General features: G+C 64.9%; 11 protein-coding genes. 9 read left to right on the top strand and 2 right to left on the bottom strand.

All coding sequences use genetic code 11. The features are described from left to right. Positions 1-47: 47 nt before the first annotated feature. Both ggt and FQ755_RS21045 read left to right on the top strand, forming a co-directional pair. Entirely contained in the window at positions 48-1,784 is a 1,737-nt protein-coding gene (ggt, locus tag FQ755_RS21050) for a gamma-glutamyltransferase (protein WP_144156707.1), read from the top strand. Positions 1,785-1,828: 44 nt separating this feature from the next. After that, positions 1,829-2,395 carry an RBBP9/YdeN family alpha/beta hydrolase gene (locus tag FQ755_RS21045; RefSeq protein WP_144156706.1) on the top strand — a complete coding sequence of 189 codons (567 nt, stop codon included), beginning with the start codon at positions 1,829-1,831 and terminating at the stop codon, positions 2,393-2,395. A 156-nt stretch (positions 2,396-2,551) separates the two neighbouring features. On the opposite strand, the gene FQ755_RS21040 is transcribed toward FQ755_RS21045, so the two are convergent. Next, positions 2,552-3,772 carry a CaiB/BaiF CoA transferase family protein gene (locus FQ755_RS21040; RefSeq protein ID WP_144156705.1) on the bottom strand — a complete coding sequence of 407 codons (1,221 nt, stop codon included), beginning with the start codon at positions 3,770-3,772 and terminating at the stop codon, positions 2,552-2,554. A gap of 327 nt (positions 3,773-4,099) precedes the next feature. Between FQ755_RS21040 and alaS the strand changes: the two genes are divergently transcribed. Further along, positions 4,100-6,724 (top strand): alanine--tRNA ligase, encoded by a 2,625-nt coding sequence (alaS, locus tag FQ755_RS21035; protein ID WP_144156704.1) that lies wholly within the window; start codon positions 4,100-4,102, stop codon positions 6,722-6,724. A gap of 138 nt (positions 6,725-6,862) precedes the next feature. Here alaS and FQ755_RS21030 read toward each other — a convergent pair whose 3' ends face one another. Continuing rightward, the gene (locus FQ755_RS21030) at positions 6,863-7,783 is read right to left on the bottom strand and encodes a LysR family transcriptional regulator (RefSeq protein WP_144156703.1); all 921 of its coding nucleotides are present in this window, start codon (positions 7,781-7,783) and stop codon (positions 6,863-6,865) included. Positions 7,784-8,012: 229 nt separating this feature from the next. On the opposite strand from FQ755_RS21030, the gene FQ755_RS21025 reads away from it, so the two are divergent. From FQ755_RS21025 to FQ755_RS21000, 6 genes are all read left to right on the top strand, one after another. Next, positions 8,013-9,170: a YbfB/YjiJ family MFS transporter gene (locus FQ755_RS21025; RefSeq protein WP_186308620.1), complete on the top strand. Its 1,158-nt coding sequence runs from the start codon at positions 8,013-8,015 to the stop codon at positions 9,168-9,170. A 93-nt stretch (positions 9,171-9,263) separates the two neighbouring features. Continuing rightward, the gene (locus FQ755_RS21020) at positions 9,264-10,295 is read left to right on the top strand and encodes a threonine aldolase family protein (RefSeq protein ID WP_144156701.1); all 1,032 of its coding nucleotides are present in this window, start codon (positions 9,264-9,266) and stop codon (positions 10,293-10,295) included. Positions 10,296-10,404: 109 nt separating this feature from the next. Beyond that, positions 10,405-10,935: an NUDIX domain-containing protein gene (locus FQ755_RS21015; protein WP_144156700.1), complete on the top strand. Its 531-nt coding sequence runs from the start codon at positions 10,405-10,407 to the stop codon at positions 10,933-10,935. A gap of 188 nt (positions 10,936-11,123) precedes the next feature. After that, positions 11,124-12,272, top strand: a complete 1,149-nt coding sequence (locus FQ755_RS21010; protein ID WP_144156699.1) for an iron-containing alcohol dehydrogenase — start codon at positions 11,124-11,126, stop codon at positions 12,270-12,272. A 37-nt stretch (positions 12,273-12,309) separates the two neighbouring features. Next, positions 12,310-12,756 carry an acyl-CoA thioesterase gene (locus tag FQ755_RS21005; RefSeq protein ID WP_144156698.1) on the top strand — a complete coding sequence of 149 codons (447 nt, stop codon included), beginning with the start codon at positions 12,310-12,312 and terminating at the stop codon, positions 12,754-12,756. A gap of 636 nt (positions 12,757-13,392) precedes the next feature. Further along, complete coding sequence (locus tag FQ755_RS21000; protein WP_144157091.1) at positions 13,393-15,570, top strand: hypothetical protein; 2,178 nt, start codon at positions 13,393-13,395, stop codon at positions 15,568-15,570. Positions 15,571-15,620: the final 50 nt, after the last annotated feature.

Raw genomic sequence — 15,620 nt, 5'->3', positions numbered from 1 at the left:
CCTGGCCGTCTCGCTGCACCTGAAACTTGCCTGAAAGGAATCCCATCATGAGCAACGCCCTCCCTCAGGGGTTGAAACTGATCGCGACCACCGTGCTGTTCGCCGTTTGCTCGGCGAGCCTCGTGACGGCCACGCCGGCGCTGGCGAAAAGCGCGCCGAAGCCGGTGCTGGACGGCTCGGCCGTGGCGACGCCCGATCAGTACAGCGCCGACACGGCGCAGCAGATTTTCGCCGCGGGCGGCAACGCCGTGGACGCAGCCGTGGCGATTGCCTTCACGCTGGCCGTGACTTATCCGGACGCGGGGAATCTGGGCGGCGGCGGATTCATGACGCTGTACATCGACGGCAAGCCGTATTTTCTCGATTACCTCGAACGCGCGCCGCAGTCGGCCACGCGCGATATGTACGTGGACGACAAGGGCAAAGCCGTGCCGGGCATGAGCGAGGTGGGTTATCGCGCGGTGGGCGTGCCGGGTACGGTCGAAGGGCTGTGGGAGGCGCAGCGGCGCTTCGGCAAGCTGAAGTGGAAACAGGTGCTGGCGCCGGCTATCCACTATGCAACGGACGGCTTCAAGGTCGACGCACGCCTGCAAAAGAGCGGCGACGACGCTGCGGCCGCCTTTGCGGGCAAGACCAACTTCAGCGCGTATTTCGCCACACTGAAGGCGGGCGCCAACTTTCAGCAGCCCGAACTGGCGCAGACGCTCAGCCGCATCGCGAGCGACGGCGGCCGCGAATTCTACGAAGGCCGCACGGCGGACCTGATCACGAACCAGATGTATGGTCATGGACTCCTTACCAAACAGGATCTGCGGCAATACAAGGCGGTCTGGCGCCAGCCGCTCACCGCCGACTGGAACGGCTATCAGATCGTCACCGCGCCACCGCCGAGTTCGGGCGGCGTCGGCTTGATCCAGATGCTCAAAATGAAGGCCGATCTGAAGCAGGCTTTCGCCGGCGTCGAGCTGAATTCCGCGCCGTATATCCATTTGATCGCGCAGATCGAGGACCGGGTGTTCGCCGACCGCCAGCAATACCTGGACGACCCCGATGCGACGCCGGTGCCCACAGACAAGCTGCTCGACGACGCGTACCTCACCCGGCGTGCCGGCGAAGTGAACGCCGCCGAAGTGCCGGGCGCGGCGCCCGTCAAACCGGGTCTCGCGGATGCGAGCGCCGACAAGCCGCAGACCACACACTTCTCGGTGGTCGACAAATGGGGCAACGCGGTCTCGAATACATATTCGCTTGACGGCTCGTTTGGTTCGGGCGTGGTGGTGGACGGCGGCGGCTTTCTGCTCAACGACGAGATGGACGATTTCGTCACCACGCCCGCTGCAGCGGCTGCGGCCGCAGCGGATGCAACAGGCGCGGGCAACGATGAACTGAACACGATTGCGCCGGGCCGGCGGCCGTTGTCGTCGATGACGCCGACTCTCCTGCTCAAGGACGGCAAGGTGGCGCTCGCGATCGGCACGCCAGGCGGCTCGCGCATCTTCACGACGATCTTCCAGGTGATGACGGATATGATCGACTTCGGCATGTCGCCCACCGACGCACTGGCCGCGATGCGTTTCCATCATCAGTTGCTGCCACAGAAGACAATCTACTGGGAGCCGTATCATCCCATCACCGGCGATCTGGCCGAGCAACTGAAAAGCAAGGGTTATACGCTGGAAGGCCAGTCGTTCAATGGCGACGTGCAGTTGATCCGCGTGGACGGCACGACGCCGCAACCGGCCGCCGACCCGCGCGGCGTGGGGGTGGCTCGGGTGTTCCAGTGAGCGGCGAACTACAATTGGCGATCACATGACAACGGGGTAGCGCGATGGTTTTCGGGCAGAAGGTGCTGGTGTTGCCGGGTTATATGAACTCGGGCGAAGGGCATTGGCAAACGCGATGGGAAGCCTTGCACACGCGTTTCGAGCGCGTGCAGATGCCGGACTGGGATCATCCGGTGCGCGACGAGTGGTGCCGCACGCTCGATGCGGCCGTGGCGGCTTCTACCGGTCCGCTGGCTTTCGCCGCGCATAGCCTGGGTTGTCTCACCGTGGCGTTCTGGGCCGCGCAGTACGCCACGTCCGAGAGCCTTGCGAAAGTGACGGGCGCGCTGCTGGTGGCGCCGCCCGATCCGGCCGGCCCCGAGTTTCCGCCGGAGCTGAGCGCCTATGCGACGGTGCCGATGGTGGCGCTGCCGTTTCCGAGCATCCTGGTCGCCAGCACGGACGACCCGTATGCCGGCATTCCGTTCGCGCGCGCATGCGCCACCGCGTGGGGCAGCAGTTGGCGCGAGATCGGCGCGCGCGGGCATATCAATGCCGACAGCGGCCTCGGCGATTGGGACGAGGCCCAGCAGTGGCTGGCGTCGCTCACGCGGGGTTCGGCGGGCGCATGAGGCGGCAACTGTGGGGCGACGTTGGCTGGAGCGCCTGAGGGTCAACTGAGCGTCAACCGGGCGTCAACTGAGCGGCACCGTCGCAGCACCTGACTGGCACTTTCGCAGTACCTGAGCGTCAGTTGCGGGTCAACTGAGCGGCGTTACGCCGCCAGCTCAGATCACCGACTTGCCGCGCAACTGCGCAATCCGTTCCTCGTCGTAGCCCAGCACTTCGCGCAGCACGCTCTCCGTGTGCTCGCCGAGCGTCGGCGGATGGGACAGTGCCTGCGGCGGCGTGCCGCTCATGTTGATCGGGTTGCGCACCAGCTTCACCGTGCCGCCGGACGGATGCGGCAGATCGACCTGCATGCCGCGCGCGATCACCTGCTCGTTCTCGAATACTTCCGCCAGATCGTTGATCGGGCCGCAGGGTACGCCGGCGGCTTCGAGCGCCGCGATCCATTGCTGCTTGCCGAGCGTGCGGACCATGTCCGCGAGGATCGGCACCAGCGTGTCGCGATTGCGCACGCGCTCCGGGTTGGTGGCGAAGCGCTCGTCGTCGGCGAGTTCCGGCCGGCCGCCGGCTTCGACGAATTTGCGGAACTGCCCGTCGTTGCCCACGGCGACGATGATCCAGCCGTCGCTGGTCTGGAACGTCTGGTACGGCACGATGTTCGGATGCGCGTTGCCCCAGCGCACCGGCGGCTCACTACTGGCGAGAAAGTTGGAGTTCATGTTCGCCAGCATCGCGACCTGCACGTCGAGCAGCGCCATGTCGATGTACTGGCCTTCGCCGGTGCGGTCGCGGTGGGCGAGGGCGGTCAGCACCGCGACGCTCGAATACATGCCGGTCATCAGATCCGCAATCGCCACGCCGGCCTTTTGCGGACCGCCGCCGGGCAGGCCGTCGCGCTCTCCGGTAATGCTCATGAAGCCGCCGATGCCCTGCACGATGAAGTCGTAGCCCGCCCGCTGCGCATACGGCCCGGTCTGGCCGAAGCCCGTAACCGAACAGTAGACGATGTCCGGCTTGATCTCTTTCAGCGACGCGTAGTCGAGCCCGTATTTCTTCAACTGGCCGACCTTGTAGTTTTCCAGCACCACGTCGCTGTGCGCAGCCAGTTCGCGGACGATGCGCTGCCCCTCGGGCGTGGCGATATCCACGGTCACCGAGCGCTTGTTGCGGTTCGCCGCGAGGTAGTAGGCGGCCTCGCGCGTGTCCGCGCCATCCGGTGTTTTCAGATAGGGAGGGCCCCAGTGGCGCGTGTCGTCGCCGACTTCCGGACGTTCGACCTTGATGACGTCCGCGCCGAAGTCGGCAAGTGTCTGCGCGCACCACGGACCTGCCAGTACGCGGGTGAGATCCAGCACGCGGATATGACTAAGAGCGCCCATATGGTTTCGATGTCTCCGATGGCTACGGTGTCGCTGTCGTTGCAGCATCACAATGTGCAGAATCTTAAGCGATTCCCGCGAGACGGCCCATTCGGCCAAACGGCATAGGCCGAATCACATGCGCGCAGCGCTGCCTGCAAACCCGGCCGGCCCGGCGACCAACGCCAAAACCTGGCCAAACGGCTAATCCCGCCTGCGAGGCTGCGCACGCCGCCGCTTAAGGGCTCCGATCCCGTATAATCGGTCGTTTCAGCAACATTCGGTTGGCGCATCCCAGAGGTCACCCCGGATGTCGCCAGATCCAGCCAGGACCGTCCCCAGTACGCTATGAAAGCCGCCGAAATCCGCGAGAAATTCCTCAAGTTCTTCGAATCGAAGGGCCATACGATCGTTCGCTCGTCGAGCCTTGTGCCCGGCAACGACCCCACGCTGCTCTTCACCAATTCGGGGATGGTGCAGTTCAAAGATGTATTCCTCGGCGCGGAATCGCGGCCATACTCGCGCGCCACCACGGCGCAGCGCAGCGTGCGCGCCGGCGGCAAGCATAACGATCTGGAGAACGTCGGCTACACGGCGCGTCACCACACGTTCTTTGAAATGCTCGGCAACTTCTCGTTCGGCGACTATTTCAAGCGTGACGCCATCCACTACGCGTGGGAACTGTTGACAGGCGTTTATCAGCTGCCCAAAGACAAGCTGTGGGTCACGGTCTATCACGAAGACGACGAGGCGCACGACATCTGGGCCAAGGAAGTGGGCGTGCCGGTCGAGCGCATTATTCGCATCGGCGACAACAAGGGCGCGCGCTACGCATCGGACAACTTCTGGCAGATGGCCGACGTCGGCCCGTGCGGCCCCTGCTCGGAAATCTTCTACGACCATGGCCCGGACGTGTGGGGCGGGCCGCCGGGATCGCCTGAAGAAGACGGCGACCGCTACATCGAGATCTGGAATCTCGTGTTCATGCAGTTCAGCCGCGACGCGCAAGGCAACATGACGCCGCTGCCCAAGCAGTGCGTCGACACCGGCATGGGTCTGGAGCGGATCGCCGCGGTTCTGCAGCATGTTCACAGCAACTACGAGATCGACCTGTTCCAGGCGCTCATCAAGGCGGCTGGCCGTGAAACTGGCGTGGCCGACCTCGGCAACAACTCGCTGAAGGTGATTGCCGACCACATCCGCGCGTGCTCGTTCCTGATCGTCGACGGCGTGATTCCGGGCAACGAAGGCCGCGGCTACGTGTTGCGCCGCATCGTGCGCCGCGCTATCCGTCACGGCTACAAACTGGGCAAGAAGGGTTCGTTCTTCCATCGTCTGGTGCCGGATCTGGTCGCGCAGATGGGTGAGGCTTACCCGGAACTGAAGGACGCGGAACAACGCGTGACCGACGTGCTGCGCCAGGAAGAGGAGCGCTTCTTCGAAACCATCGAGCACGGTATGTCGATTCTCGAAAGCGCGCTGGCCGATCTCGATGCGAAGGGGGGCAAGACGCTCGACGGCGAGCTCGCGTTCAAGCTGCACGACACCTACGGCTTCCCGCTGGATCTGACGGCGGACGTGTGCCGCGAACGTGAAGTGACGGTCGACGAAGCTGCTTTCGACGAAGCCATGGCGCGTCAGCGCGATCAGGCGCGTGCCGCCGGCAAGTTCAAGATGGCGCAGGGCCTTGAATACTCGGGCGCGAAGACCACGTTCCACGGCTACGAAAAAGTCGTGTTCGACGACGCCAAGGTCGTTGCCCTGTATGTGGACGGCGCTTCGGTCAAGGAAGTGGCGCAGGGCCAGCAGGCTGTGGTCGTGCTCGATCACACGCCGTTCTACGCGGAATCCGGCGGTCAGGTCGGCGATGCCGGCGTGCTTGCCAATGCGAGCCTGCGTTTCGCGGTGGCGGACACGTTGAAGGTGCAAGCCGACGTGGTCGGCCACCACGGCACACTCGAGCAGGGCACACTGAAGATCGGCGATGTCGTCAAGGCGGAAATCGACGCGGTGCGCCGCGCCCGCACCGAGCGCAATCACTCGGCAACCCACCTGATGCACAAGGCGCTGCGCGAAGTGCTCGGCACCCACGTGCAACAGAAGGGCTCGCTCGTCGACGCGGAAAAGACCCGTTTCGACTTCGCGCACAACGCGCCAATGACCGACGAGCAGATCCGCCAGGTCGAAGCTATCGTCAACGCGGAAGTGCTGGCGAATGCGCCGGGCATCGTGCGCGTGATGCCGTTCGACGAAGCCGTGAAGGGCGGCGCCATGGCGCTGTTCGGCGAAAAATACGGTGACGAAGTGCGCGTGCTGGACCTCGGCTTCTCGCGTGAACTGTGCGGCGGCACGCACGTACAGCGCACGGGGGACATCGGTTTCTTCAAGATCGTGATGGAAGGCGGCGTCGCGGCCGGTATCCGTCGCGTGGAAGCGATCACCGGCGACAACGCCGTGCGCTACGTGCAGGAGCTCGATTCGCGCATCAACGCGGCGGCTGCGGCGCTGAAGGCGCAGCCGTCGGAACTCACGCAGCGCATCGTCCAGGTGCAGGATCAGGTGAAGGCGCTGGAGAAGGAACTTGGCGCGCTCAAGTCGAAGATGGCTTCGAGCCAGGGCGACGAACTGGCCGGCCAGGCCATCGAAGTGGCCGGCGTGCATGTGCTGGCTGCCACGCTCGACGGCGCCGACGTCAAGACGCTGCGCGAAACCGTCGACAAGCTGAAGGACAAGCTGAAGAGTGCGGCTATCGTGCTGGCTTCGGTGGAAGGCGGCAAGGTCAGCCTGATCGCCGGTGTGACGGCGGACGCGAGCAAGAAGGTCAAGGCCGGCGAACTGGTCAACTTCGTGGCGCAGCAGGTGGGCGGCAAGGGCGGCGGCCGTCCCGATATGGCGCAGGCTGGCGGCACTGAACCGGCCAATCTGCCGGCGGCGCTGGCAGGCGTGAAGGGTTGGGTCGAAGCGCAACTGTAAGTCACCCGGATTAGCCCCGTTGCTGTAACGGAGCGTCTGAAGGGGCATTTGCAGCAAAAGAGCCGCGAGCGTTAAAACTCGCGGCTCTTTTTTGGCGCGGCGCCGCGCGGGGCCGCCGCCCGGGCAGTACGGCGGCTTTTACACCGTCTCCAACCCCGTTTCGCTCGCTCCCATCGTGGGCGGGGTCAAATTGCCGTTCGCCAGCAAGGTTTCGCGCAACGCCTTCAGCGCCGACGAGAAATGCCCGCGCCGCCAGACCAGCAGCGTGTCAATGCTGCCTAAACCGTCTGGCGCATGAACCGCGACGTTGCCTAGCTCGTGCAGCGACTCCAGCACCGAGCGCGGCACGACGGCTACCCCTGCGCCCGCCGCCACACACGCGACGATCGCGTGATACGAGCCCAGTTCCAGCACGCGAGCCGGTCGGATGCCGTGCTCCATGTACCACTTCTCGATATAGCTGCGATATGCGCAACCGCGCTCGAATGCGATGAGCGTCGACAGCGCGATGTCGCGCGCCTCGTGAACCGGGCGATGGCCGCGCGGCGTCAGCATCACCATCTCCTCCCGAAACACCGTCACGCTGTCGAATAAATCGCCATTCAAGTTCGGTTCGAGTTGGGTGGCGATCAGCGCCGCGTCGACCTCGAATTCCCGTACCCGTTCGATCAGCCGGCCAGTCGTGCCGGTCTCCAGTTCGAGCGCTACTTCCGGCCAACTCTGGTGATAGTGCGCGAGCACGCCGGGCAGCCGGCTAGCCGCGGCGCTTTCCATCGTACCCAGACGCAGCCGCCCGCTCGGCCGACTTTCGCGCAATGCGTGGCGGGCCTCGTCGGCGAGCGCGAGCAGGCGTTCGGCATATGGCAGCAGCGTTTCACCGGCGGGCGTGAGCACCAGCCGGCGGCCGTCGCGGATGAACAGGTCGGTGCCGAGCTGTTCCTCGAGTTGCTTGATGCGGGTGGTCACGTTCGACTGCACGCGGTTGAGCTTCGCGGCGGCGCGCGTCACACCGTTTTCGCGCACGACCGCGCGAAAAATCGACAGGGCGGCGAGATCCATGGTTCTCTATATGTGATCGTTGATATCCGAATTATTCATTTTTTATGATTCAAGCGTCAAGCTAAGATGGTTGCGAGCGGTGGGGCGGCTGCTCGGCCACATTCCCACTTTTGCCGTCTTTAAGCGCGATTTTCATCACTTTTACTGCCATATGGATGATTTAACCTTGCCGCAGCGCCTCGTTGCTCCTGCCGGCTCCCACCTGGCTCGTCATGCCGCCCTGGCAGGTATGGTGGCGCTGGCGGTGGTGCTGGGGATCGGGCGTTTCGCCTTCACGCCGCTGTTGCCGCTGATGCTGCATGGCGGGGGCCTCGATATTCGCCACGGCGGCTGGCTGGCGTCGTTCAACTACGCCGGTTACTTCGTCGGGGCGATCACGTGTGCCGCCTTGCGCGTCGAACCCGCGCGGATGGTGCGCACGGGCCTGGCGCTGACCGCTCTGCTGACTCTCGCGATGGGCTTGACCAGCCAGTTCTGGCTCTGGGCGATTGTGCGTTTCGCGGCGGGCGCCGTCAGCGCCTGGACGTTCGTGTTCGCCTCGCAATGGGGTCTGCGGCGGCTGGCCGAACTGGATGCGCATGGCTGGAGCGGCGTGATCTATGCGGGTCCGGGCGCGGGAATCGTCGCGACGGGGCTGTTCGTGAGCGTGGCCGGCGGTTGGGGCGCGCGGGCCGGCTGGCTCGGTTTTGGGCTGGCGGCGACGCTGCTGTCGGCGCTGGTTTGGCGGGTGTTCGTCGCGGAACCGGCAAAGGCTCCCGGTGTCGGTATGTCGGGCGCGGCGCCGGCAGCCAGCCACGCGGCCTCTCCAACCCGCCGTGCCGACGCCGTTTACCTGGTCCTGCTCTACGCGATCCCCGGCTTCGGCTACATCATCACCGCGACCTTCCTGCCCGTGATTGCCCGCCACGCCTTGCCGGGCACCGCGTGGCCTGACCTGTTCTGGCCGATGTTCGGCGCAGCGCTTATCGTCGGCGCTTTGGGCGCCGCGCGTCTGCCGCATCACTGGGACAATCGGACCCTGCTCGCCGTCTGCTATGTGCTGCAGGCCGCGGGTGTGGCCTCGGGCATCGTCTGGCCGACGGCGGCAGGCTTCTCGATTGGCAGCATGCTGATCGGCCTGCCGTTCACCGCAATCACCCTGTTCGCCATGCGCGAGGCACGCCGTCTGCGCGGCGATCAGGCGGCCGGGCTGATGGGCTATGCGACGGCGGCATACGGCGTCGGACAGATCGTCGGCCCGCTGGTGGCCGCGCCGATTGCCGTCCACACCGGCTCCTTCTCACTCGCACTGTGGCTGGCGGCGGGCGCCTTGCTGCTCGGCGCGCTCGCTTGGGTCGCGGTCGCGCGGGCAAGGCCGAAGGTGGTGCGCGAGCGGCAGCCGCACTAATCTGGCGAGGCAAAAACAAATAACCGGCCGGCGCACTAAAATGACCGCTTTCCGTCATTTCTTTGGCGCCCGTCGCCGGGCGCGTCGCCAGCCATGCAACATTTCGCGTCCGACAACTACGCGGGCATCTGTCCCGAAGCGCTCAATGCGCTGATCGCCGCCAACAACAGCGGCCACGAACCCGCGTATGGCGACGACTCCTGGACCCAGCAAGTCTGCGACCGTCTGCGCGAGCTGTTCCAGACCGACTGCGAAGCCTTCTTCGTCTTCAACGGCACGGCGGCCAATTCGCTGGCGCTTGCCTCGCTATGCCAGTCGTATCACTCGGTGATCTGCCATGAACTCGCGCATATCGAAACCGACGAATGCGGCGGCCCCGAATTTTTCTCGAACGGCTCGAAACTGCTGACCGCGCCGGGCATCGGCGGCAAGCTGACGCCCGATGCGATCGAAGCCGTAGTGACGCGCCGCGCCGACATCCACTATCCGAAGCCGAAGGTCGTGACGCTCACGCAGTCCACCGAGGTGGGCACGGTCTATAGCGTCGAAGAAGTGCGCGCGATTGCCGCGATCGCCAAGCGCCGCCATCTGAAAGTCCACATGGACGGCGCGCGCTTCGCGAACGCCGTGGCCGCGCTCGACGTGCATCCGTCGGAGATCACCTGGCGCGCGGGCGTCGACGTGCTGTGCTTCGGCGGCACCAAGAACGGCCTGCCGGTCGGCGAAGTGGTGGTGTTCTTCGACCGCGCGCTCGCCGACGATTTCGCGTACCGTCTCAAACAGGCCGGCCAACTGGCGTCGAAGATGCGCTTCATCTCCGCGCCATGGCTGGGCCTGCTCGACGGCGACGTCTGGCTGCGCAACGCGCGTCACGCCAACACCATGGCGAAGTTGCTGGAAACGCGCCTGAGCGCGATTGCGGGCGTCGACATCATGTTCCCCACTGAATCGAACGCGGTGTTCGCGCAACTGCCGACCCGCGTGGCCAAGGCGATGCGGGCGAAGGGCTGGAAGTTCTACGAGTTCATCGGCGCGGGCGGCTGCCGGTTGATGTGCGCGTGGGATACGCAACCGGAGACCGTGGAACGCTTCGCGGCCGAAGTGCGCGAGCTGTGCGCGGCGTGAGCGCAGGCTGGGTGCTGATTGAGTGCTGAACGAGCCCCGCGCCTGCAACCGGATCCGTGCAGCAATGCGCCACACTACAACGACATCTCAAGAGACGAACCCGCCTGACATGAGTGACTACCGATTCTGCCCCCGCTGCGCGACGCCCCTCACCGAACGCACCGATCCCGAACACGAAGGCGGCCGGGTTCGCCAGATCTGCCCCGATGAAACCTGCGGCTATGTGCACTGGAACAATCCGCTGCCGGTGGTGGCCGCGATCGTCGAATATGAAGGCAAGATTTTGCTGGCGCGCAATGCCGCGTGGCCCGAAGGCATGTTCGCGCTGATCACCGGCTTCCTCGAAAACGGCGAGACGCCGGAGGAGGGCATCGCGCGCGAGGTCCGCGAGGAGACATCGCTCGTGGCCGAGTCGGTGGAACTGATCGGCGTCTACGAGTTCATGCGCAAGAACGAGCTGATCATCGCGTATCACGTGCGGGCGAACGGGACGGTTGCGTTGTCGCCGGAATTGCTCGAGTACCGGCTCGTCGAACCGGCCAAATTGCGGCCGTGGCGCGCCGGCACGGGTCAGGCGCTCGGCGAATGGATGCGGCGGCGCGGCTTGCCGTTCGAGTTCGTCGAGCGGCCGGGACAATAGTGAGATAGAGCGTGGTCGATTGCGGGCAGAATCGATCGCGCGCGTGATGTGTGCAATGAGCGGGTGCAATCAATGCATGCGACCCGTCTGTGCCACAGGCGCGCTATGCAGGCACGCATCGTCCGGAAAAGTACTGCGTACCCACCGGCGATGCGCTTCTTTCCTCTCATCCGGAATGCACCTCTGATATGGCCTATATCTACTACCTGACCCACATCCATCTCGGCTACGACGCCCTCGCGCAACTGCCTGCGGAATGCGCGCGCATCGGCATCAAGCGGCCGCTCGTCATTACCGACAAGGGCGTGGTCGCGGCCGGCGTCGCGCAACGCGCGCTGGACGCGCTGCAGTTTGGCGCGGTGCCGGTCTTCGACGACACGCCCTCCAACCCGACTGAGGCGATGGTGCTGGCCGCCGCGGCGCGCTACAAAGAGGAAGGCTGCGACGGGCTGATCGCGGTGGGCGGCGGTTCTTCCATTGATCTTGCGAAGGGCGTCGCGATTGCCGCCACCCATCCGGGGACCTTGACCGAATACGCCACCATCGAAGGCGGCAGCGGCAAGATCACCGACGCCGCCGCTCCGCTGATCGCGATTCCCACCACCTCCGGCACCGGCAGCGAAGTGGCGCGCGGTGCGATCGTGATTCTCAACGATGGCCGCAAGCTCGGGTTCCACTCGTGGCATCTGTTGCCGAAATCGGCGATCTGCGATCCGGGCCTGACACTCGGCCTGCCGCCCTCGCTGACCGCCGCCACCGGCATGGATGCCATCGCGCACTGCATCGAAACCTTCCTCGCGCCGTCCTTCAATCCTCCGGCCGACGGCATCGCGCTCGACGGACTGGAGCGCGGCTGGGCCAACATCGAACGCGCGACCGGAGACGGCAGCGACCGCGATGCGCGTCTGCACATGATGAGCGCATCGATGCAAGGGGCCATGGCGTTTCAGAAAGGGCTTGGCTGCGTGCATTCGCTGTCGCATCCGCTGGGCGGGGTGCCGGTGAACGGACGCACGTCGCTGCATCACGGCACGCTTAACGCCGTCGTTTTGCCGGCGGTGCTGCGGTTCAATGAGCACGCGGAATCGGTGGTGGCGAATCGCCGCTACGCGCGCATGCGACGCGTGATGGGTCTCGCGGATAACGCCGATCTCGCCCAGGCGCTATTCGACATGACCGCGCGCCTCGGCCTGCCGACCGGTCTGCGGCAAATGGGCGTCGACGAAAGCGTGTTTGACAAGGTGATCAAAGGCGCGCTCGCCGATCATTGCCACAAGACCAATCCGCGCGAAGCGACGGCGGACGACTATCGCCGCATGCTGACCGAGTCGCTTTAACCGCACTTTTACCCCGACAATTCGACCACCGTTGACGATGAACAAACCCGCTCCCGCGCCGCGCACGGCTTACCGCCATTTCCTGCCGATCACGACCCGCTGGATGGACAACGATGTTTACGGCCACGTGAACAACGTCGTCTACTACAGCTACTTCGACACGGTCGTGAACGAGTATCTGATTCGTGCCGGCGTACTCGACGTCGAACACGGCGCGACCATCGGACTGGTGGTCGAAACGCAGTGCAACTACTTCGCGCCGCTGGTGTTCCCCGAGCGGGTCGAAGCCGGTCTGCGGGTGCTGCGGCTCGGTTCGACGAGCGTGCGCTATGAGGTGGGTCTGTTCAAGGAGGGCGCCGCGCAGCCGGCCGCACAAGGGCATTTTGTGCACGTGTACGTGGACCGTGTCACGCGCCGGCCGGTTGCGTTGCCTGTGAAGTTGCGGGCGGTGCTCGAGCCGCTGGTTGTTAAAGAGGCGTGTTGAGCATCACGGTTCAATTGATACGTTGTGCGAAGGGTATGAGGTTGAGGTGCAGCCGGACGGCTTTGCGGCGCCGCATTCGATAACCGGTGTTGCGCCGCGGCATGAATGGTTTCGATCGTTTTTTTGGCGCTGACCCATTGTTCTCCCTTCCTTTGCGGCCCGTGCATTTCTCGGACGGGCCAATTCTCCTGTTTGAATCCGCCAGCGGAAAACCCGCTCAGGCCATAGCCCACAGGGCTTGGCGTGGTGGGGCTTGACCGATTCAAACGCTTGATCGTTTGGTGAGCGTCCTCCAGAAATCTTGTCGGCATTGCGGCCTCAAATAAAGACAATCAAGGCATAGGCGCGAGCGGCGGCATGGCGTTTCAAGTTGTTCCGCTGCGGCCATAGACAACCCTGCGCTGCGGTCGCGATTCTCGCGTCGCGGCGTAGGAGGGAGGGGACATCATGCGGAATGCAGCGGCAGGAACGGATGCGCGCGGGGTCGAGCGCGGGCAAGCGGCGTGGTGGGCGCGGTGCGTGACTGTGGCTGCGGCTGTGGGCAGGCTACGCCCGCAGCGGCAGCCGGCGCCACCGCCGCAAGCACGACCGACGCCCTGGTACGCGCGCGTCGCGCCTGGCGCCGTGCTGGTGACGATGGCGTTGCTCGTGTCGGCCTGCGCGGATGCAAGCTCTTCTGCCAGCGCTTCAAGCAGCGCCGCCGCGGGGACGGTGGCTCAGGCCTCCGGCGCCGCCTTCGCATCGGCCCCGGGCGCGCCCCATGCCGCGTCCTCCCCACGTCCCGCGCTGGAAGTTGCCAAAGCGCGCCAGCTCGCCGACGAACAGCGCGTTGCCGCGCGCGTGCCGTCCCTAAGCGGCCTCGCCGAGCAGCGCACCCGTGCGTTGACGCTGCGCGATTCCGGCATCGACGGCTCGCTGATGTTCGCGCGCGATGTCGACTTTCGCGTGACGGGCGATATCGGCTTCATGATCCACGCTATGGCCGCGACGCTGACACCGACGCATGCGGGCGCACCCGTCGTATTCGACGATCCGACCAGCGTCACGATCGACGTCCATCGCGGCGACGTCACGCTGGATAGCGCCAAGCTCACGGCGATTTTCAATCTCTACCTGTTCCAGTATCAGGGCTCGCCGCTGCGCAATATGCGTGTGGTGCCGCAAGACGGCGGCACCTTGCGCATCACCGGCGAGATGCATCGCGAAACGTGGGTGCCGATCGTGCTGAGCGGCACGCTGTCGATGCACAACGCGGACGAGCTCGTGTTCCACGCCGATCACATCGAAGTGGCGGGCGTGGCCGCGGACCGGCTGATGCAGGCCGCTCACGTGAAGATGGCCGATCTGCTGAAAGTGAACACGCCGATTGCGCGTCTGGACGGCGACGACGTCGTGATGCAGGTCGCCAAACTCACGCCGCCGCCGGCGCTGCGCATGACGATCACACATATCGACACCTCATCGGCGGGCGTGCGCTTTACGCTCGACGACCACACGCTGCCCGACATCGCGTGGCCCGCGACGATGCCGCCATGCGGCATGCTGGTGGAGGGCGGCGACGTAAAGTTCATGCGCTCGATGCCGATGAACATCGACATGGCGCTCACGCCGCTCGATCCGCACGCGCCATTCGTGCTGGACCTGTATCACTACCGGGAGCAGATGGCGGCTGGCTACTTCACGTTCGATGAAGCTGGCGCGCTCGATGTGCGCCTGCCGTCCTTCGATACGCTGGCGAGCGCCGCCCACGACACTGCGCCGCAAACCGGCAGCGCGAGCGCGCGCTTTAACGACAGCTTTATCCGCGCCCAGCAGGCCTCGCTGGCGGCGGCGCGCAGGCAATGGCAGCGGGTCCCCGCGGATTTGCTCAACGCCGAAGCCCGAGCCATACCGGTCGGAACCCGCGCCGCGTTCTCGGGCGCGAACGCGGCCACGTCAGGCTCGGCAATCGCAGACGAACGACGCTCAACGGGACCGGCGCCGCTGATCCACATGCAGAACGTCGACTTCTTCGTCGCGGGGAAGATCGGCTTTCACGTCCGGTCGCTGGACGCGCAGATGGTGCCGAGAACGCCGGGCCAACCGGTCGATCTGGACGACCCGCATCAATACGACATTCACATCCTGGGTGGCGAGGTGGTGGAACCCTGGCCGGCGATGGCGGCATTGTTCAACGACTACCTGCTGGACTACGAACCGCGCTCGCTGAACGATCTGAAGCTGACGCCGGAGAACGGCGAGCTGAAGGTGACGGGCGGCATCAAGCTCTGGAATCACTTTCCGGGCGCATGGTTACCGACGACGATGAGCGGCACGATCGTCGCACGTGACGAACGTCATCTGGTGTATGCGCCGACCTCGGTGAAAGTGCTGGGCGTGCCGCAGGCGGGGTTGCTGCGGGCACTGGATATTCCGTTGGCGTCGTTGACGCCGTTTGTGCGCAAGGGGGTAGCCCTGCAGGGTAACGAACTGGTGTTCGACCAGTACACGGTGTTTCCTGCTCCGGTGTTGCAGGGACATCTGGTGAGCGCGACCGTTACGGACGAGGGCCTGGTGCTGAAGTTTCGACGCGATGCCGGCGCGCCTATGGCGCATCCTCCTGCGGCGGCTGGGGAGAGTTTTGTGTGGATCGAAGGTGGAGATGTGAAGATGTTCGATTCGCTGGTTACGAATGGGCGGACTCTCATTCGGGATAGCGGGGTTGCTGGGGCGATGAAGTTTGATCTTTATGCTTACCGGCGGGATGTGGCTCTTGGGATGGTTAGGATGGCTGAGGATGGGGGATTGGATGTTGATTTGAAGCGGAGGAAGTAGCTGTTGGGGCGGCACTAAGTAAGAAATTGACACGAGCGTGCGAGCCACGC

Origin of the sequence: Paraburkholderia sp. BCC1885, from assembly GCF_900996235.1 — a bacterium.
GTDB lineage: Bacteria > Pseudomonadota > Gammaproteobacteria > Burkholderiales > Burkholderiaceae > Paraburkholderia.
The sequence above is the reverse complement of the archived record's forward strand: the minus strand, read 5'-3'. Positions and strand labels throughout refer to the sequence as shown.